The organism is Propionispora hippei DSM 15287, from assembly GCF_900141835.1.
GTDB classification, from domain to species: Bacteria; Bacillota; Negativicutes; order Propionisporales; family Propionisporaceae; genus Propionispora; species Propionispora hippei.
Genome location: NZ_FQZD01000004.1, coordinates 173878 through 193487, shown reverse-complemented (window position 1 = coordinate 193487; position 19610 = coordinate 173878). Strand labels below are relative to the sequence as shown.

Annotated in this window: 15 protein-coding genes, 1 other RNA gene and 1 other annotated feature; of the genes, 3 read left to right on the top strand and 13 right to left on the bottom strand. The window is 49.2% G+C overall.

Annotated features, from left to right (window positions below; translation table 11 throughout):
• Window positions 1–5: 5 nt before the first annotated feature.
• From lepA to gpr, 4 genes are all read right to left on the bottom strand, one after another.
• A complete protein-coding gene (gene lepA / locus F3H20_RS00995) occupies window positions 6–1802 on the bottom strand; it encodes a translation elongation factor 4 (protein ID WP_149733129.1) in 1797 nt (598 codons plus the stop codon).
• Window positions 1803–1870: 68 nt separating this feature from the next.
• Window positions 1871–2314, bottom strand: coding sequence for a hypothetical protein (locus F3H20_RS00990; protein ID WP_149733128.1), 444 nt, complete (start codon window positions 2312–2314; stop codon window positions 1871–1873).
• Window positions 2315–2341: 27 nt separating this feature from the next.
• Window positions 2342–3412 carry a stage II sporulation protein P gene (spoIIP, locus tag F3H20_RS00985; RefSeq protein ID WP_223191549.1) on the bottom strand — a complete coding sequence of 357 codons (1071 nt, stop codon included), beginning with the start codon at window positions 3410–3412 and terminating at the stop codon, window positions 2342–2344.
• Between the two features lie 318 nt (window positions 3413–3730).
• Complete coding sequence (gene gpr / locus F3H20_RS00980; protein ID WP_149733127.1) at window positions 3731–4702, bottom strand: GPR endopeptidase; 972 nt, start codon at window positions 4700–4702, stop codon at window positions 3731–3733.
• 157 nt (window positions 4703–4859) lie between these two features.
• Here gpr and rpsT point away from each other — a divergent pair, with 157 nt between their 5' ends.
• Window positions 4860–5126, top strand: a complete 267-nt coding sequence (gene rpsT / locus F3H20_RS00975) for a 30S ribosomal protein S20 (RefSeq protein WP_091743551.1) — start codon at window positions 4860–4862, stop codon at window positions 5124–5126.
• 64 nt (window positions 5127–5190) lie between these two features.
• On the opposite strand, the gene holA is transcribed toward rpsT, so the two are convergent.
• The 4 genes from holA to leuS all read right to left on the bottom strand — a co-directional run bounded on the left by holA (window position 5191) and on the right by leuS (window position 11968).
• Window positions 5191–6243 carry a DNA polymerase III subunit delta gene (holA, locus tag F3H20_RS00970; RefSeq protein WP_188128159.1) on the bottom strand — a complete coding sequence of 351 codons (1053 nt, stop codon included), beginning with the start codon at window positions 6241–6243 and terminating at the stop codon, window positions 5191–5193.
• A 16-nt stretch (window positions 6244–6259) separates the two neighbouring features.
• A complete protein-coding gene (locus F3H20_RS00965) occupies window positions 6260–8659 on the bottom strand; it encodes a DNA internalization-related competence protein ComEC/Rec2 (RefSeq protein ID WP_188128158.1) in 2400 nt (799 codons plus the stop codon).
• A gap of 13 nt (window positions 8660–8672) precedes the next feature.
• A complete protein-coding gene (locus tag F3H20_RS00960) occupies window positions 8673–9284 on the bottom strand; it encodes a helix-hairpin-helix domain-containing protein (RefSeq protein ID WP_149733124.1) in 612 nt (203 codons plus the stop codon).
• 197 nt (window positions 9285–9481) lie between these two features.
• Window positions 9482–11968: a leucine--tRNA ligase gene (gene leuS, locus F3H20_RS00955; protein WP_149733123.1), complete on the bottom strand. Its 2487-nt coding sequence runs from the start codon at window positions 11966–11968 to the stop codon at window positions 9482–9484.
• 74 nt (window positions 11969–12042) lie between these two features.
• Window positions 12043–12250: a binding site (T-box leader), on the bottom strand.
• A 299-nt stretch (window positions 12251–12549) separates the two neighbouring features.
• Here leuS and F3H20_RS00950 point away from each other — a divergent pair.
• On the top strand, window positions 12550–12942 hold the full coding sequence (locus F3H20_RS00950; protein WP_149733122.1) for a hypothetical protein: 393 nt from the start codon (window positions 12550–12552) through the stop codon (window positions 12940–12942).
• Here F3H20_RS00950 and F3H20_RS00945 read toward each other — a convergent pair.
• Entirely contained in the window at window positions 12930–13538 is a 609-nt protein-coding gene (locus F3H20_RS00945) for a TetR/AcrR family transcriptional regulator (protein ID WP_149733121.1), read from the bottom strand. The genes F3H20_RS00950 and F3H20_RS00945 overlap by 13 nt on opposite strands.
• Window positions 13539–13749: 211 nt before the next feature.
• Between F3H20_RS00945 and lgt the strand changes: the two genes are divergently transcribed.
• The gene (lgt, locus tag F3H20_RS00940) at window positions 13750–14550 is read left to right on the top strand and encodes a prolipoprotein diacylglyceryl transferase (RefSeq protein WP_149733120.1); all 801 of its coding nucleotides are present in this window, start codon (window positions 13750–13752) and stop codon (window positions 14548–14550) included.
• 42 nt (window positions 14551–14592) lie between these two features.
• On the opposite strand, the gene F3H20_RS00935 is transcribed toward lgt, so the two are convergent.
• From F3H20_RS00935 to hisS, 4 genes are all read right to left on the bottom strand, one after another.
• A complete protein-coding gene (locus tag F3H20_RS00935; RefSeq protein ID WP_149733119.1) occupies window positions 14593–15933 on the bottom strand; it encodes a replication-associated recombination protein A in 1341 nt (446 codons plus the stop codon).
• A 189-nt stretch (window positions 15934–16122) separates the two neighbouring features.
• Window positions 16123–16298, bottom strand: a non-coding RNA gene (gene ssrS / locus F3H20_RS00930) — 6S RNA.
• Window positions 16299–16524: 226 nt separating this feature from the next.
• Window positions 16525–18324 (bottom strand): aspartate--tRNA ligase, encoded by a 1800-nt coding sequence (gene aspS, locus F3H20_RS00925; RefSeq protein ID WP_149733118.1) that lies wholly within the window; start codon window positions 18322–18324, stop codon window positions 16525–16527.
• 4 nt (window positions 18325–18328) lie between these two features.
• Complete coding sequence (gene hisS, locus F3H20_RS00920) at window positions 18329–19594, bottom strand: histidine--tRNA ligase (protein ID WP_149733117.1); 1266 nt, start codon at window positions 19592–19594, stop codon at window positions 18329–18331.
• Between the last annotated feature and the right edge of the window lie 16 nt (window positions 19595–19610).

Below are 19610 nucleotides of genomic sequence, written 5' to 3'. Positions count from 1 at the left end.
CGGCGCTAGTCCATCTTAAGAATTGCCATAAAGGCTTCCTGGGGAACTTCCACACTGCCTACCTGTTTCATGCGTTTTTTGCCTTCCTTTTGCTTTTCCAGCAGTTTTCGTTTACGCGAAATATCCCCGCCATAGCATTTCGCCAGCACATCTTTTCGCATGGCCCGGACGGTTTCCCGGGCAATCACTTTGTTGCCGATAGCCGCTTGAATCGGGATTTCAAACATTTGCTTCGGAATGATTTCTTTTAACTTTTCCGCCAGTTGTCTGCCGCGGTAAGCCGCCTTGTCCCGGTGCACGATGATCGACAGGGCGTCCACCGGCTCACCGTTCAACAGGATATCCAGTTTGACCAACTGGGAGGTCTGATAGCCGATCAATTCGTAATCCAGCGAAGCATAGCCTCTGGTAGAAGATTTCAAGCGGTCAAAATAATCATAAATAATTTCGCTGAGCGGCAAATGATAAGTCAGCATCACACGGGCAACGTCCAAATATTTCATATCTTTAAACTCGCCGCGTTTTTCCTGTGAAAGCTCCATGACCGCACCCACGTGATCATTGGGAACAATCACTGTTGCCTTAACATAAGGCTCGTCAATATGATCAATCTCCTGAGGGGTGGGCAAATGCGACGGATTGTCTATTTCATAAACTTCACCATCCGTTTTGGTCACTCGGAAAATAACGCTGGGTGCTGTAGTGATTAAGGTCAAATTATATTCCCGTTCCAACCGTTCCTGAATCACATCCATATGTAAGAGACCTAAGAAACCGCAACGAAAACCAAAGCCCAAGGCAATGGAGGTTTCCGGCTCAAATACCAGCGCCGCATCATTTAGCTGAAGTTTTTCCAACGCATCCCGTAAATTATCATAATCGGCACTGTCCACCGGATATAAGCCGCAATATACCATGGGTGTGATTTTCCGGTAGCCTGGCAGGGGTGACTTTACCGGACGCTCCGCCTCTGTAACCGTATCCCCGACCCGGGCATCCTTAACATTTTTAATACTGGCGGCAACAAAGCCCACCTGTCCGGGTTCCAGCACATCCACATTGGCAAGAAAGGGCCGGAAAATTCCCACTTCGGTGACTTCAAAGCTTTTGTCCGTCGCCATCATTTTGATCTTCATGCCCGGCTTAACCGTACCATCCATCACCCGGACATAGGCGATGACTCCCTTATACGGGTCAAAATGAGAGTCAAAAATAAGCGCGCTCAAAGGAGCTTCCCTATCGCCCTGCGGGGCAGGGATCTTTGCTACGATCGCCTCCAGCACTTCTTCAATGCCAATACCGGTTTTGGCACTCGCCAGTACAGCCTCCGAAGCATCCAGACCAATTACATCCTCCACTTCCTGCTTGACCCGCTCCGGTTCGGCGCTGGGCAAGTCAATCTTATTGATAACAGGAACAATTTCCAGATTGTGGTCCAAGGCCAGATAGACATTAGCCAACGTCTGAGCCTCAATCCCCTGCGCCGCGTCAATTACTAGCAACGCTCCCTCGCAGGCAGCCAGGCTGCGGGACACTTCATAAGTAAAATCGACATGCCCCGGGGTGTCGATCAAGTTGAGCATATAGGTTTCACCATTTTTGGCCTTATACGACAGCCTCACCGCCTGCGCCTTAATGGTGATGCCCCGTTCCCGTTCCAGTTCCATTTGGTCTAATACCTGGTCTTCCATTTCACGGGCAGAAAGCGCACCGGTATATTCTAAAATCCGGTCAGCCAAAGTTGACTTTCCATGATCAATATGGGCAATTATCGAGAAATTTCTAATATTAGCTGAATTCATGAAGGCGCCTCTCCTCTGATGTAAATACTTTTAAAATTATATCATCTGCCGCCTTCATACCGCAAGTGTTACCTTTGCTTCCTGATCAGTTCAAATAAGGTCTGGCTTGCCGCCTGTACATAAGCGTGCAATTGAACCTTGGTGCGCACCGCTTCCTCGCTAAACTGCCTGGACCATAAATCAAGCAGGGCAAATTCCGGTGCCGCATTGATACATAAACGGACAGGAATTCCCCATTGTCGTGTCCCGGCCGTAACAACGATTTCTGTATCGGTATTGTTGAGCATGGCCAGCGGATAATCGGATTGAACCAAATAGGAAGCGCCAAATAAATAGAAAGCGTAATAACCTGGGTCCTGCTGCCTGACATTAAAGGCCTGCACGGTTTCATGGCGCCGGGTAAGTCCATTCATCTGCAGCTCCGCCGCATTGACACCGACAACGATCAGCAGCACTAATACCAGCAAACCTCGCAAGACAACTGTTGTTTCCGCCAGACGAGTATCGTTCAAGTTATCACCTCAAGCTAATTGCTCATTTTACTGAAATTTATTTTCCGCAATAATCTCAGCCAACACATCGCCCAGCATTTCCATACTGCGTGAAGCCTCTTCCACACTATTTTCCTGACAGCCAACCTCTAATAATAAGGCGTGGGGATGGAGATGCTGATTATAGCGCCACTCTACTAACTGGATCCCCCGCGATAATCCGGGGTAATGCTGGTTCAGCTTAGCATCAATCAGTTTGGCAAAAGCGTGATTTTCCTGCCAATGGGGCTGTTCCAGACCCGGTTGCCCCTGCGCCACCAGGATCATAATCCGGGCAGCCGGCTGTCCGTTGATCATGGCTGTTGTGTATTCCCGTTTTTGCGCGTCCCGGTGTATATCAAAAATCATTTGTATGGACGGATTATCCTCCAGCATTTTTTTTGCCGTAATTTCCGAAGGTCCATAGGCTTTCATAAAACTGGGATAATCATGAACAGTAGTGCTTTGGACAGCGGCAATATTGTATTTTTCCATTTGCTTGACTAATGCCTGTCCTACCTGGATAATATCGCCGGTCTGCCCGCCCGGCTTATGGTCCACTCCCGAGGTAGGGATATAGGACTCCGCCGTGTGAGTATGGTATATACCCACTAAAGGCTTGCTTTTGTCCAGTTCTGTCTTCCCTGAGGCCTTGGGAAAGAGCGCCACACGCTCCCCGCCAACCGCCGGTTTTGAACTTCTAACGCTTGCCACGACAGGTATTTCCGAATTGATCACCGAACGCATATCGCGTAGATCAACCGACGTCAACATCAGGAAAAAGTTAGACAATAGGCTGGCCGGGGTAAACTGACTTGTTCCGTTTTGTTGCTTTGCCACCAATTCCAGGCCCGGCACACCGTAAAACAAGATTTCCTGCCATTGCGGCCAGGTGGTAAATGTCTCCTGCTCGATAGGATAGAGTTTGTTTACTGCTACAGGTACAGCCGTATCCTGGGTGAAAGCCTGTACTACTGCCAACGTACACAATAACAAAATAATTGCGCCGACCAAAAAATAGGACTTTTTCATTTGCCGCTTATTCGTCGTACGATGCCGCTGCCGCCTTGATAACATCATTGCCTCCTATCGGCAACTTAGGGATTACCTGGAAGTTACCTGGTTTTTCTATGGTTGTCATCAATCATTACAAGAGTGCCGTACAGCCTTAACTATCAGCACGTCCTATATATATGCCCGGCAGCTATTCAATATGACTTAAGAAAAACACTAAATTTAATTCACACCACGCTTTCTGACAAATCTTTTTTCACTTGACTGCGTCAGCAAAACCTCGAAGCATCCCAACTATTTTTGCATTTTTATTTTCTTACCCGATGAAAAATCTCTCGCCAAAGCGACAGGCTTATTACACCAACGAATTCTTAATAATGGCAGTTAATGCAAGTAACGGTGAATATTGGCGTAATCAATATTCGGATGCATGGCCTGGTTAATTCCCCCGGCCACTACCGCGGAAATATCGGCAATCTGTCGGTCTACTTCCTTCGGCGTAACCATAAGATCGCCTAGTGAATTAGGTAATACCTGCTTTATGATGGTATGACGGTCGGCCTCGGAAAGCCGTTCCATACTCTTTAAATATCTGGCAAAGGCCGCTTGTTCCTGCATGGCATTAATAGTATCCATGGCTATGGTGGAGGCGTGAACAACGGTTGGCACACCTATGGCGATCACCGGCACCTGCAGGGACTCTTGGGTTAAGCCAAACCGCTTATTGCCTACGCCCGAACCAGGATGGATGCCCGTATTAGAAAGCTGCACCGTAGTAACCACGCGGTGGCTGGCGGCAGCAGCCAGCGCATCAATCGCAATAACCGCATCCGGTTTGATTCGGCTGACAATGCCGTGGACAATTTCCGCCGTCTCCATACCGGTAACCCCTAATACGCCCGGTGCGATCGCGCAAACGGAACGGACGCCGCCTTTCAGCTCAGGCGATAGCATATCCTGCAAATGCCGGGTGACGACAATCTTTTCTACTGCTCTTGGTCCCAGGGCATCCGGTGTAATTTGCCAGTTTCCCAGACCAACCACCAGAACTGTGGCATTTTGCGGCAACGGCAGCAACGCAGCAAGTTCTTTAGCCAACATTTGCATAACCTTTTCTTGCAGCAACGTGTTTTTATAACGCAAGCCCTGCGCTTCCACCGTAACATATTCGCCTTCAACCTTGCCCATCATCTGAGCCGCCTGCGGCGTACTGATCGTCACACGGGTAATAACCACATCCTCGTCATTGGCTGTCTTCACTGTCAAACCGGGAATTTTCTCTTCCACCTCTTCCGTCAGCATTTCCTGCGCTTCCAAAGCCAAATCGGTTCGCAAATTCCGGTGTCCGTATGCCATCTATTAATCACTCCTAAGCTTTGTTTTTCTCAACCAACAACAATTATCCCTATTATGAGCTGGAACATATTTTCCTATACCGCAGAATTCTCACTTGCTTTTACTGATAATTCATGCTAGAATATTGGAGGTAAAATGGTCAAAGGAGGTGAAACACTTGCCAAATATTAAATCATCTGAACGTAGTGTAAAAACTGATGCCGAAAGACGCGCAAAAAACTTTGCAGCTAAATCCACTGTAAAAAGCGCTTTCCGCAAAGTAGCTGAAGCTGTACATACCGGCAAAGCGGATGAGGCGAAAGCCTTCCTGACCAATGCTAGCAGCACTATTGATAAAGCTGTTTCCAAAGGCGTTATCCATAAAAATGCAGCAGCCCGTAAAAAATCCCGCTTAGCCCGCAAAGTCAACGCTATGGCTCAATAAGTTATAAAAACCCTATCCATTCAAGATGGACAGGGTTTTTTTGTTTTATTTTAACAACATAGTTTTAATAGCATAGGCGAATGACGATTTCTTCCAGCACGGCCTCATTAACTAAACTTGATTTAAAATCGGTGTCGGCCTGGGCAAGCGATAGCAGCGCCTGGCGTAATTGCGCGATGCCGAAATGCTGACTTTGTTTTATCTTTTTTTCACAAATATAATTGACGAGTCCGGTCCTGCTCCCTATTTCACGGACAGGCAACCCGGCTGCAACCATTTCCTTGATTCGCCAGAAGAGGCGTATCTCCCGGGCCAGCAGGCCGATCAACTTAGCCGGATGCTCACCGGAAGCTAGCTGTCTGCCCAGTAACGTCAAGGCCTTGGTAACCTGCTTTTGGCCGATTGCCTCCAGCAGGGCAAAAGCTGACAGTTCAGGAACGGACGCCAGCACCGCTTCCAAATCCTGAAGCGTAATCATTGTCCGGTTTCCGGTGTAAAGCGACAGCTTTTCCAGCTCCGCCTCCAAAAAAACCAAAGAAACTCGTGGCATGCTCCCCACCATGGCTAACGTGGCTTCCATCGCATTGGCAGCTATTTTTTTTTGTCTTTTACCAAGCTGCGCCTGTATCCATTGGGAAATATTTTTGCTATCCCAGGGTTTAAAGGAAATAGCTTCAAAAGCAATCCCGTATTTTTCAATCTGTTTAAACAGCTTCCTTCGCTTATCCACCTTCTCGGTTGTCGTTAAGACAAGACAAGTATATTCCGGCATATCGGCGAGCACCTTCAGCAGCCGCCCACTGCTCTTATCGCCTTTTCCCGATTCGTCCACCTCGGCATTGTCCTGCTTTGCCGCCCGGAAAAAAGCCGTATTGTGGATGACAATAACCTGCCTTCCTCCCAGGAACGGTACTGTTTCCAAGAGACCAATCAGTTCCTCCGGTTTAGGATCGCCATCCAGCACAGTCAAATTGCAATCCCGTTCATCCGGCGCCAGCAATTGGTCAATAATAGTGTGCTCCAGTTGCTGGATAATATAATGCTCCTCACCGTATAACAGATATACAGGGCTTACCTCCCCCTGCCTGATCCGCTCTTCCAGTTGACTATAGTTCATAGTTGTCCTCGACTCCTTATTTATCATAAAGGTAGGGATTAACCGTCATCGTTTGTCCATCAGTAACAACCTGTATGGCACCGGACCGGTCGGTACGATATACCCTGGTCTTACCTGCAGCCAGCCGCGTCAGCGTTTCCGCATGAGGATGGCCGAAAGAATTGTGATAACCGACGGATATTACGGCAACCTGCGGCGCCACAGCCTGCAAAAAGGCGGCCGTAGATGACGTGCGCGAGCCATGATGCCCCACTTTCAGCAAATTACTTTTAATCGGCAGGTTTTCAGCCAGTATTTCCGCTTCGCCGGGAGATTCTAAATCACCGGTAAACAGGATGCTCTGGTCACCGAACGTCACCCGTATGACCGTGGACGTTTCATTTCCCGCGCTGGCACTCCGGCCGCCCACAGGAGCATGCACTACCGTAAAGGTCACTCCATCCAGTTCAATCCGTTGCCCTTGATATTGCGGAATTACGGCTTGCCTGTTTCTATGATATAACACTGCCTGCTCTGCCTGCGTATACTCCGCCTCCCGGGCCATTAATACACATTTGACCGGAATATGATTCAATATAGCAGCCGCTCCGCCGGCATGATCCTGATGTCCATGTGTCAAAAAAAGATAATCCAGTTCCGTTATCCCGTAATGTCTCAGGTATGGATAAACAACCTGCTCGCCCAGGTCGAAAGAAGTACTGCCCATAGACCCGCCCGTATCCACCATCACTGCCCGGCCATGAGGTGTTGTAATCACAGCAGCATCGCCTTGACCAACATCAATAAAATGAATAATCACCGGTCTGGGGTAAACCAGATAAACAGCCCAAACCATTGCCGCCACAAGGCTGAGGGCCTGAACCCGGCCCGGCCATCGCCGCCATATCTCTAATGGTAACATAACTGGTTGGGGAAAGTAACCATATAACCAAAATAAAAGCAGATAGTAGACTACACAAACGGCCCAATTCATGGGAGGAAAATAAATGCTGGCGCCGGGAAGTGCCGCCAGCCAGGCTGTAGCCTGAAGCACCGCACCCAGGCAAAGGCTGCAGCCTGCAAAGATAACTCCGGCAAGCGCCGGAACCCAGCCCACAAGCAATACACCAGCTAACCCCGCTATAACAAGGCCCTCCATCACTGGCACAATAATAAAATTAGCGGTAAAGGAACTAAGGGAGTAATTGCTGAAATACCAGGCTGTCAAAGGCAGCGCTGCCAGTTGAACGGCAAAAGTCGCGGCAATAACCTGCGCTGGCCGTTTGGGCAAGCGTCGTAGCCAATCCACTGTCTTGGCATAAAACAAAATAAGCCCGGCTGTGCAAGCAAAAGAAAGCTGAAAGCTAATATCATAGATCAGTTCCGGCTGCAGGGCCAGCATAAGCAGCAGGGACAGTCCAAAAGCGGCGGCTACATCCTTTTCCCGTTTCCAGATGACAGCCGCCAAGCCGGTCAGTCCCATAATCAATGAACGCAGTACCGGCGCAGTCAAGCCGGCGATAACAGCATACCCGGTAACCGCAATGGCCGTAATGACGGCGATTAAGCCCGTCCGGAGTTTAAATCGCCTCCCCAGCCAGAGCATCGCCACGCCAACCAATGCGACATGGGTTCCCGATACCGATAAAATATGAATCAGTCCGGTTGTCTGAAAATCGGCGATAACCTCCCGGCTGATTCCCTGATAGCCCCCGAAGATCATACCGGACAGAATAGCCGCTTCCGGGGCAGGCATAACCTTTTCCATAGCGACAACAACCTGACGGCGCCATTTATCCCGCCAGCCCTGCCAGGAAGTGCCCCCTCCGTCCGGCTCAATAAGTGTTAAGGGACCGGCCGGCAGCAAGCGCGCCCTGATCCCCTCCCGTTGCAAAGCGGCCACGGTGTTGATCGAACCGGGATTATTATACCCATGAAGCTCGACAATCGTCCCCGCAACACTAATCCTGTCACCATAGTCAATCGCCACCGGTACTTTGTTCGCTGAAACACTCAAACTGACCTTGCCGGTTAGCGGCATTATACGTTTTTTTTCGTTACCCGGTTCCGTCAGTTCCCAGGCTTCCACTATATATCTGAACTTAGTTGCTTCCCCGCTCGCCGCAAGCTCCTGCTTTTCAACAACCTGCCCCCTGAAAATTACATCCTGACCGGCGAACAGGCTGACATCACTGGCGGGGATACTGACTGCCTGCAGATAGCGGATAGCACCGGCGAAAAAAAAGAGCGCAGTCAGAGCACAAACCAGCCAGCCCGCCTTATCGCACTGCCGGGCAAAGCAAAACACAGCTCCCGCCGCAATCAGCCCCAGGCAATAAAGCAACGGCAAATAAACCGCGCATAAACCGGCCCACCAAATGCCGGCCGTAAAAGCTGCGGCCAGTACCACTAGAAAATTATTTACTATCACAGACATCGGCATGCACCAATTAAATAGTTATTTTATCGGCCAGCCGTTTAAATTTGGCTTCACCGATACCGGGGACATTTTTCAAATCGGCAACATCCTTAAACATCCCTGCCGTTTCCCGGTATTCCACAATCCGTTCCGCCATGGCGGGGCCGATTCCGGGAAGTTTATCCAGTTCTTCTTTGCCTGCGCTGTTAATATTTACTTTTTCCTGCCCATCACTGCTAGATATTACCGTTCCGCCACTACCGGCGACTACAGTACTGTTTTTGTCCGGCACATGGATATGCATTCCGTCCCTGATTTTTTCCGCCAGGTTAATTTTGATCTGATCAGCGGCTGCCGTTAATCCACCAGCCACCTGCACCACATCCACCACCCGGCTGTTAACCGGTACGTGGAATACTCCCGGCCGATTAACCGCACCGCTGATATAAACAACACAGTCCTCCACCGTTTTAGCCGTATCGGCCTTAGTCGGATTTACCGCATCGCCGCTTTTTCGCTGTTCCTCCGACTGGACGGAAATCCGCTCGCTAGCCGCCTGCTTTTGCCAGAAACTGTAGAAGCTGGCTGTTAACAAAATGACCGCAACAAGCATAATTACGATAATCCGTTCTCTGGTGAACATCCATCCGTTCCCCTCCGCAAAAGAATATCTGATTCATCGAATTCGCCAAATATATCCAAAATCCTCCAAATGCACCAAAAAAAGCAGCCGTCCTACCAGCAGGTAGAACGGCTGTATTTTTTATCCGGTGGCTAAGCTCCTGGATAATTTCGCCTAAGCTTAAGGGAGTACCAATCCGCTCTGGAAGGAGCCTCCATTTATTTTACTACAATATTGACTAGCTTTTGCGGCACGCATATTACTTTTACAACTTGCTTGCCTTCAATGAATTCCTGAACTTTTTGCTGTTCTAAAGCTTTATCCTGCAGTGCTTTATTGTCAAGACCTACGGGAACAACAATTTTATCTCTTACTTTTCCGTTAACCTGTAAAACAATTTCCACCTCATCCAGTTTAACCGCTTCCGGATCAAAGGCAGGCCAGCTTTCTTTGTGAACGCTGCCGGCCTCGCTGCCGGCAATGGCATGCCATAATTCTTCTGTAATGTGCGGTGCGAAAGGAGCCAGCAATCGAACCAGGGCGGTGACCAATTCCCGGGCAAAAGCCGGTTGGACGGCAACATTCTGATCTTTCAATACATACATGGCATTAACCAGTTCCATGATGGCACTGATAGCAGTATTGAAAGTGAAACGTTCCCCCACATCCTCCGTTACCTTTTTGATGGTTAAATGCAAAATCCGTCTTACATGCTGCTCTTCCTTGGACAAGGACGAAGCAGCCACTTCCGCTACCTCTGCGGTAAGGAAGGAATGATAATAATGGATAATGCGCCAGAAGCGTCCGAGGAATCGGTAGGCTCCTTCCACACCTTGCTCGCTCCATTCCAGATCGCGTTCCGGCGGAGCCGCAAACAAGATGAACAGGCGGGCCGTATCGGCACCGTACTTGCTGATAATTTCCTCCGGCGAAACCACGTTGCCCTTGGATTTTGACATTTTGGCACCGTCTTTAATAACCATGCCCTGAGTCAGTAAATTTTTAAACGGCTCATCGAAATTGGTAAGTCCGGCATCTTTCAGTACTTTGGTAAAGAAGCGGGAATAAAGCAAATGCAAAATGGCATGTTCAATGCCGCCGATATACTGATCAACAGGCATCCAATAATTCACCTTAGACGAGTCAAAAGGCGTCGTAGTATTGCGCGGATCGGTATAACGCATGTAATACCAGGAGGAACAAATAAAGGTATCCATCGTATCGGTTTCACGTCTGGCCTCACCGCCGCATACCGGGCAGGAACAATGTACAAAAGACTCGGTGGTAGCCAGCGGCGACACCGATCCTGTATCAAACCGGACCTCGTCGGGCAGCATGACTGGTAAGTCTTTTTCCGGTACCGGTACAACACCGCACTGCGGGCAATAAATAATCGGAATCGGCGCGCCCCAGTATCTTTGACGGGAAATCAACCAGTCGCGCAAGCGGTAATTCACCCGCTTTTTCCCCAGGCCATGTACTTCCAGCCATTTGGCGATTTCCGTCTTGCCTTGTTCATTATCCAGACCGGTAAACTGCCCGGAATCAACCATGATACCGGTGCCATCGTAAGCACCTGCCATGGTTTCAATACTTAGCTCCTGGCCCTGCGGCTGAATAACCAGACGTTTTTCCAAACTGTATTTGGTGGCAAACTGCCAGTCCCGTTCATCATGGGCTGGTACGCCCATAACCGCACCGGTACCGTATTCGACCAATACATAATTGGCAATCCAGATCGGTACCTGAGCACCATTGAACGGATTGACGGCATAAACACCGGTAAACATTCCTTCTTTTTCCATCTCACTGGAAGTACGGCTAATTTCACTTAGATTACACACCCGTTTGATAAAATCACGAATAGCCGCCTCGTTCGGTTTGCCGGTGATAAACTTATCTACCAGGGGATGTTCCGGCGCCAACACCAAATAGGATACACCGAAAACCGTATCCTGCCGCGTTGTATAGACAGCAATTTTTTCCTCATATTCAGGTACAGAGAAACTGAATTCAGCCCCTTCACTGCGGCCGATCCAGTTATCCTGCATCGTTTTGACCCGCTCTGGCCAGCCTTTAAGGTCCTTCAAATCCTCCAGCAGCCGGTCGGCATAATCGGTTATTTTAAGGAACCACTGTTCCAGTTCTTTCTTGACCACAACGGCATCGCAACGCCAGCAATGCCCGTCAATGACCTGTTCGTTGGCCAGCACGGTATTGCAGTCGTTACACCAGTTAACCGTTGCCTTTTTCTTATACGCCAGGCCACGCTTGTAAAACAACAGAAATAACCACTGGGTCCAGCGATAATATTCCGGGTGACAGGTGGCCACCTCACGGTTCCAGTCGTAGGAAAGCCCCAGTTCCTGCTGTTGGCGCCGCATGTTGGCAATATTGTCCCAAGTCCACTTTGAAGGCTGTACGCCATGCTTGATCGCCGCATTTTCCGCCGGCATGCCAAAGGCATCCCACCCCATGGGATGCAGCACGTTATAGCCTTGCATCACCTTAAACCGGGCCACCACATCGCCAATGGAGTAATTGCGTACATGTCCCATATGTAAATTTCCCGAAGGATACGGAAACATTTCCAAAACATAATATTCCGGCCGCTGACGGTTGATTTCCGTACTGAATGCATCCGTTGCCAGCCATTCTTTTTGCCACTTTGCTTCAATGTCAGACGGAAGATATTTTTCGTCCATTACTTAATAACCTCCCTAATGTATAAAACAATCCCTTTGGTGCCCAAGAATCAAAAACGTCCCTGGCTATAAAAGCCAGGGACGAGACATTCCCGCGATACCACCCTGATTGACGGCGAATTGCCGTCCTCTCCTAGATCACTAACGCCGATCCTGCGTCAGCCATTACATTTCACGGCTGCTCCTCTGCAGCGAGTTCGGCGCCTTCCCGGTTTGGCTTGCATCGTCCGCCAACTTTCTGTACCGGTCATCTCACTTACTACTCTGCATCCACGGATTATCAGATTACATTATATAGTAGTTCTTATATAAAGTCAAATTTTAGAACCTGTATTTAATCATGGAAATACTGGAGCGGCGAGCGATTTTTTCACCAGACAAGGTAATTTTTCGTGGACATAATGGGTTATGACCGGAAAAATTAATGAAGTATAGCAAAAAAATCGTCGCCGACACAGTGTTTCTAATATTTGACTACAGGTTCTTAACTTATCCCCCAAAATTAGTCTTCTTTATATATTCATATTTAATAACGACAGTTCATAAATTTAACCATCCAGCTATGTTTAAGGAGGCTTATCATGTATAAACTGATCATTGGCAATGTAAGGATCACCGTCCATGATGATGATATTACCCGGCAGGCAGCTGCCGACGCCGCCAAGCAGGCCATTCATACTGCCGGCCAGCAGGGAAAATTGCTGAGCCTGATCGAATTGCGGGCCACCGCCGACGGTATTGACGTACAAACAACGGAAAAGACCGGCAACCGGCTTGCCCGTAAAACCATCAAACAAAGCATGCTGGACGGCATATTGAATGCCGCCAGGGAAAAACTGATTCCCACAGCCGCTTTTACCAGTAAGGATGTCTGGTTCGACAGCGAAACAGGGCAGGAATGGCGAGGCGCCGAGGTTGATTCCACCCGCGGCGAGCTGTTGCTGCAATTGGAAAAATGGTCTCAGGAGTTATAGTTGTTATCCTTGATGCCATGTAAATAGATTTGCACAGCCTGCAGCAGATATTTCTTATCATGCTCATTGTCAACTGTCAAAAATTCCCGGGCTATCGGTTTGGCAATAAAGTAGAAATTCATAATTCCCACCAGTGATAGTACTGCATAGCCTGGATTCAACGCGGCATTAAACTGACGGGACGCCACTCCTTCGGCAAAGGCCTGATATAAAAAGGGATAAATTTGTCCAATATAGCGTTTTACGACACTTTCCAGCCCGGCTGTGGGATTCGTCAGTTCACTGTGTAAAAAGCGGATCAGAAAAGGCCTGCTTTTGTGTATTTCATACACGCCTTTAGCGTAGTATACAATCCGCTCTTCCGGGCTCATCGCCGTTTTTGCGGCTTGCTGCAGCAGACCGGTAATCGGCCGGAACTGATTTTCCAAAACGGCCAGGTACAAGCCTTCCTTACTGCCAAAATGATAGGATATGAGCGCACTGTTTACCTGAGCGGCATCAGCCAGCTCCCTGATCGATACGGCGGCATAACCCCTTTGGGCAAATAAGGACGTGGCAGACTCAATCAGTTTGGCCTGCGTATCTTTTTCTGTCATGATGTTCTCCTGAAATGCTATTCTTACTCGAATGATTAAAGAATAGCATTTCTTTTTTCTTTTGTCTATGTGATTCCCTTCCGTCCGGCTGGTCCTGAGCAGCAATTGGCAAATAATTGCACATTACAGACAAATCGCCTATAATGAATACAGATTTTGTTGTACAGGTCACGTCTGTGCCACCCCTGTCTGCATTAACAAGGAGGATTCTATGCACCAGTATTTGTTTTTTATCGGCGACTTTCCCATCCGGGCCTATGGTCTGATCCTGAGCCTTAGCATCATATTGGCAACAGGCACAGCTTACTATTTTGCCAAACAGGACGGACGTTGGCATCAGCACGTCCCTGATATGGGAATTTACTGCGGCATCGCCGGCATTGTCGGCGCCCGCTTATGGGATGTATTTTTCTTTGACTGGGGTTACTATCACAATCATTTGCTGGAAATTCCATTTGTCTGGCAAGGAGGCATGGCTATCCAAGGCGGCGTTTTTCTAGGTGCCATAGTCGGGTACCTTTATACCAAGCGGCATCAGATTGATACCTGGGCTTTTGCCGACATTGTCGCCGCTCCGGCCATTATCCTCGGTCAGGCGCTGGGCCGGGCCGCCAATCTGTTAAACGGCGATGCCTTCGGACATCCCACAGGCGGCAACTTTGGCATTCTCTACCCTTCTACCACACTGGCCCATCAGGTATATGGAGCACAGCCCCTATGGCCGGCCGAAATATGGGAAAGTCAGTTGGACATGGTGATCTTCGTGCTGCTGCTGCTTTTCCGTACGACCAATCACGCCAAGGGCCAGGTATTTATCCTGTATGCGGTGCTTTATTCCACCGCCCGTTTTTTCCTGGAATATCTGCGCGGTGATTACGGTACCTTACTGCTGGGGTTAAAATCGGCACAGCTTACCAGTTTGGCAGTGATTTTGGTTGGAGTCGGCCTGTTTATCTGGGTAGGCAAATATGGGACACCTATTGAGGAACCAAAAAAAACAACCAAAAGATAAACCTCTTACAGTAAAAAAGGGTAGCCAGCTTACTATAGCGGGCTACCCCTTTTCTTTGCCCTTGTTCTTATCGTGATTTCGCCGAATAGCAAGTCGCTCCTGAACAACCGCTTCATAGCCCTGGTCACCGGGCCGGTAATAAACAGTTCCTGCTAACGCATCGGGTAAATACTGCTGTTCAATATAATGCCCCGGATAATCGTGCGGGTAGCGGTACTCTTTTCCGTGGCCGAAAGCTTTAGCTCCTTTATAGCTGCTGTCACGCAGATGCAGCGGCACGGTGCCGCAATCTTTTTGCCTTACATCCTGCAAGGCATCGTTAATGCCCAAATACGCCGCGTTGCTCTTAGGTGCCGCCGCAATATAGGTGACAGCCTGTGCCAATGGAATCCGCGCCTCCGGCATGCCAATAAACTGCACAGCCTGCGCCGCTGCCATCGCCAGACTAAGCGCCTGAGGATCGGCATTGCCGACGTCCTCTGCGGCACAGATCACAATTCTGCGGGCAATAAATTTTACATCCTCACCAGCGGCCAGCATGCGGGCCAGATAATGCAGCGCCGCATCGGGATCGGAGCCGCGCATGCTTTTAATCAGCGCCGAAGCTACATCATAATGGTTATCGCCATTTTTATCGTATATTTGAATTTTTTCACCGGCCACGGCATGTACAAAATCCGCAGTCAACCGCTTTTCTTGCGACACTTCCAATAATCCGACGGCTTGCTCCAATATATTCAGAGCCACCCGGGCATCACCGCCGGCAATATCGGCTATCGTCGCCAGGGCCAGTTCGTCATATTCGATTGCCAGATGGCCCAGTCCCCGCTCTGCATCAGCCGTTGCCTGCCTGATAATCCGCAGAACAGCTTCTTTATTAAGAGGCTGTAACCGTACCACCCGCATGCGGGATAAGAGAGGCGAATTCACTTCGAAATAGGGATTCTCGGTTGTCGCACCGATCAAAATAACCCGTCCATCCTCCACAAAAGGCAGCAGCACATCCTGCTGGCCCTTATTAAACCGGTGGATTTCGTCAATAAACAGTAACGTGCGCTGCCTATGCAAAATAAGGCGGTCTTTAGCCCCCTCCGTTACTTTACGGACATCGGCAATCCCCGCCGCCACGGCATTTAACTGCTCGTAATGGCTGCCTGTCTGATTGGCAATGACATTGGCCAGTGTTGTTTTTCCCGTACCAGGTGGACCGAATAAAATCATCGAAGGAATATTATCGGATTCGATCATTTTTCGTAGGAAACTCCCGTGACCGACCACCTTTTCCTGTCCGACAAACTCCTCCAGGCTGCGCGGCCGCATACGCGCGGCCAACGGTTCATTCTTCCGCGGTTCCTGCTGCAGGCTATATGAAAACAAATCCATTTCCGGTTGTACTCCTTTCTTCCCTTGCTCCCGCACTCTCACCGTATCCCGCGCTGTTTTTCCGGCCAGCTCCGGGCATAGGCAAGAGCATCTCTTATATAAGTTAACATTCTCTTCATATCGTTATTTATCCTGTCAAATAGAAAAAACCTAAGCCTCTTACCGACGCTTAGGTTGCTTTTTCTTGCCTTCTTCCCCACCATGCCGTATATCGCCGCTGTTTTGAACCTGCCCTAAGCAGGTGGGCACCCTCCTGCTTACTTTATGTGTCCTCGCGAAAGGCATGCATGCGATAAACAGAGTCAGGTTCCCTTATTTACGGTGTTGGCTCAAAACATTGGCACCCACGTACATAGCAGGGTGAGAAGGGCAATGTTTATGCTTTTATATTATCAAAAAATTTCGCCAATTGCAAGTTTTCTGTCGTGGAACATTATTCCAGGCAATTATCCGATAGCTAGGCGGCGCCAAGACGCTGACCTATGCAAGTGGGAGTTATGCCCCTCATAGGCACAGTCGAGCGACGATCTTCCTGGATACTTCCGACTAAGCTTCAGGGGGTGTCAAAACACCCCTGAAACAAGTCTCAATTTATTTGCCGGCCGGCTTTTTAAGTACAATATCCGTCTTAATCGACAGTTCCTTAAGCTGCGCCGGCGATACCTCCGAAGGCGCCTGAGTCATTACGTCGGTGGCGCTTTGCGTTTTGGGGAAGGCAATGACATCACGGATCGAAGAACGCTTGGCCATCAACATGATCATCCGGTCCAAACCAAAAGCGATACCGCCATGAGGAGGCGTACCATATTCAAAGGCTTCCAGCAGGTAACCGAATTTTTCCATAGCTTCTTCCTTGCTCAATCCGATTGCTTTAAACACCTTTTCTTGTAAATCGCGGTTGTAAATCCGGATACTGCCGCCGCCAATTTCGGTGCCGTTCAAAATCATATCATAGGCTTTTGCTTTCATCTGCCCCGGATTGGTGTCGATCAGTGCAGCATCCTCATCGCGGGGAGCGGTAAACGGGTGATGCATAGCCGTCCAGCGTTTTTCTTCCTCATCATACTCAAACATGGGGAAATCGACAACCCACAGGAACGACAAGGCATCGGAATCAATCAAATTAAGCCGCCGCGCCATTTCCAGCCGCAGTTGGCCCAAAGCGGCGGCTACTACTGCCGGTTTATCGGCAATAATCAGAAGCAAATCACCTTCCTGAGCGTTGGTGGCAGACAATATGTGCTGGACTTTTTCTTCACTAAAGAACTTGGTGATCGGAGATTTAATTCCTTCCGCCGTGTAACAAATCCAGGCCAGCCCTTTGGCGCCATAGATATTCACATATTCAACCAGACCGTCCAATTCACGTCTAGGTATTTGGGAATAACCTTTAACATTGATTGCCTTTACCTGACCGCCGTTAGCCAGGACGGTCTCAAACACTTTGAAGTCCGAACCGCGTACCGCGTCGGAAATATCCATCAGTTCCATGCCGAACCGGAGATCCGGTTTATCGGAACCATACCGGGCCATCGCATCTTCATAGCTCAATCGCAAAAAGGGTGTCGGGATGTCCATCTTCATGGTTTCCTTGAACAGATAAGCAATCATGTTTTCCATCATGACAAGAATTTCCTCGCGGTCCAGGAAGGACATTTCAATATCCAACTGGGTAAATTCAGGCTGCCGGTCAGCCCGCAAATCTTCGTCACGGAAGCAGCGGACAATCTGAAAATACCGCTCCATACCGGCCACCATCAAAATTTGTTTAAAAATCTGCGGAGACTGCGGCAAGGCAAAAAACTTTCCAGGATTCACCCGGCTGGGCACCAAATAGTCGCGGGCACCTTCCGGCGAGCTTTTCATCAGCATTGGTGTTTCAATTTCGACAAAACCATTATGATCGAAAAAATCGCGCATAGCTTTGGTGACATGATGACGGAGCATCAAGTTACGCTGCATTTCCGGACGGCGCAAGTCCAAATACCGGTACTTGAGGCGCAATAACTCATCGACATCCACATTGTCCTGGATATAAAACGGAGGTGTCTTAGCGGCATTTAAAATCCGCAGTTCCTCGCCATATATCTCGATTTCACCGGTAGCCACGTTGGCGTTAACTGTTTCCGGCGACCGCAGGCCCACTTTCCCCTTTACGCAAAGTACGTATTCGCTGCGTACCGTTTCCGCCTTTTTGAAAATATCGGCATATGCATCCGAAGAGAACACAATTTGCACAATGCCGGAGCGGTCTCTTAAATCAATGAAAATTAAACCGCCATGGTCACGCCGGCGGGCAACCCAGCCGCACAATACAACCGCTTCGCCATTCATCGCCTTATTTAAATCATTACAGGAATGAGTCCTTTTCAATCCTACCATCGTATCCATTTCATTATTCCTCCGTCTCTCTTTGAATCTTGCCTGTAACGTCAGCCACAGCAACCAGTTCCTGCTCGCCGCTGTGCATATTTTTTAACATTACCTTGCCATCAGCCATTTCTGTTTCGCCAACAATCGCAACATATCGGGCCGGATACTTATTAGCATGTTTCAGTTGCGCCTTGATGCTTCTGTCCATATAGTCCATATCGGCATAGAGACCGGCCTGCCGCAAATCGCACAACAGGCGGAAGGCATAACTTTGCATGTCTTTACCCATGGGTGCTACAAAAACATCGATATCGCCGGTAGTAGCCGGCAATAGGTTTTGCTTTTCCAAGGCCAGCATAACCCGTTCCAGGCCAATAGCCAGGCCAATGCCCGGCGTCGGCTGTCCGCCGCACTCGGCAACCAGACCGTCATAACGGCCACCGCCGCATACGGCGCTCTGTGCTCCCAGCGGCGCATACTGAATCTCAAAGGCGGTTTTTGTATAATAGTCAAGACCCCGCACCAGTCTCGGATTTAATTGATAATCAATACCGGCTGCGGTAAGCAGCACTTTTAACTGAGAAAAGTGGTCCCGGCATTCGTCGCATAGGCAATCAATCACTTCCGGCGCACCGGCCGACAGCTTAGTGCAGGTCTCCTTCTTGCAATCCAGTATTCGCATCGGGTTACGGTCAAACCGCGACTGACAGTCGGAACACAATTCCGGCAATTTATCCGCTAAAAAGTCCTGCAGTCTTCTACGGTAGACAGGACGGCATTCCGGACAACCTACCGAGTTAATATACAGTTTTAAATCATTAAGGCCCAGCCGTTGAAAGAAGGTTACGGCCAAGATGATAATTTCCGCATCCACCGCTGGCCCTTTGGCCCCCAAAGCCTCTATGCCAAACTGATGAAACTGGCGGTAACGCCCTGCCTGCGGTCGGTCATACCGGAACATAGGTCCCATATAAAACAACTTAGCCGGCAAGGGTCCGGCATACAGCTTGTTCTCCAGAAAGGAACGGACTGTTGCCGCCGTATTCTCGGGACGCAAGGTCAGGCTTCGTCCCCCCCGGTCGGTAAAGGTGTACATTTCCTTTTCCACGATATCCGTAGTTTCACCAATACCGCGAAGAAAAAGCTCCGTATGCTCAAAAACCGGCGTACGGATTTCCTGATACGCAAAAGAACGGCATACATCACGCGCTGTTTTTTCGATATATTGCCAATACCCGCTGGAATCCGGCAAAATATCTTTTGTACCGCGCGGACCTGTTGTCAACATGTAAAAAATTCCTCCT

Bases quoted from the DNA above. Each gene is read 5' to 3' on its own strand.
- lepA (WP_149733129.1), bottom strand. From the start codon at position 1,802: ATGAATTCAGCTAATATTAGAAATTTCTCGATAATTGCCCATATTGAT.
- spoIIP (WP_223191549.1), bottom strand. From the start codon at position 3,412: ATGATGTTATCAAGGCGGCAGCGGCATCGTACGACGAATAAGCGGCAA.
- gpr (WP_149733127.1), bottom strand. From the start codon at position 4,702: ATGGCATACGGACACCGGAATTTGCGAACCGATTTGGCTTTGGAAGCG.
- holA (WP_188128159.1), bottom strand. From the start codon at position 6,243: ATGAACTATAGTCAACTGGAAGAGCGGATCAGGCAGGGGGAGGTAAGC.
- F3H20_RS00965 (WP_188128158.1), bottom strand. From the start codon at position 8,659: ATGTCTGTGATAGTAAATAATTTTCTAGTGGTACTGGCCGCAGCTTTT.
- F3H20_RS00960 (WP_149733124.1), bottom strand. From the start codon at position 9,284: ATGTTCACCAGAGAACGGATTATCGTAATTATGCTTGTTGCGGTCATT.
- leuS (WP_149733123.1), bottom strand. From the start codon at position 11,968: ATGGACGAAAAATATCTTCCGTCTGACATTGAAGCAAAGTGGCAAAAA.
- F3H20_RS00950 (WP_149733122.1), top strand. From the start codon at position 12,550: ATGTATAAACTGATCATTGGCAATGTAAGGATCACCGTCCATGATGAT.
- F3H20_RS00945 (WP_149733121.1), bottom strand. From the start codon at position 13,538: ATGACAGAAAAAGATACGCAGGCCAAACTGATTGAGTCTGCCACGTCC.
- lgt (WP_149733120.1), top strand. From the start codon at position 13,750: ATGCACCAGTATTTGTTTTTTATCGGCGACTTTCCCATCCGGGCCTAT.
- F3H20_RS00935 (WP_149733119.1), bottom strand. From the start codon at position 15,933: ATGGATTTGTTTTCATATAGCCTGCAGCAGGAACCGCGGAAGAATGAA.
- aspS (WP_149733118.1), bottom strand. From the start codon at position 18,324: ATGGATACGATGGTAGGATTGAAAAGGACTCATTCCTGTAATGATTTA.
- hisS (WP_149733117.1), bottom strand. From the start codon at position 19,594: ATGTTGACAACAGGTCCGCGCGGTACAAAAGATATTTTGCCGGATTCC.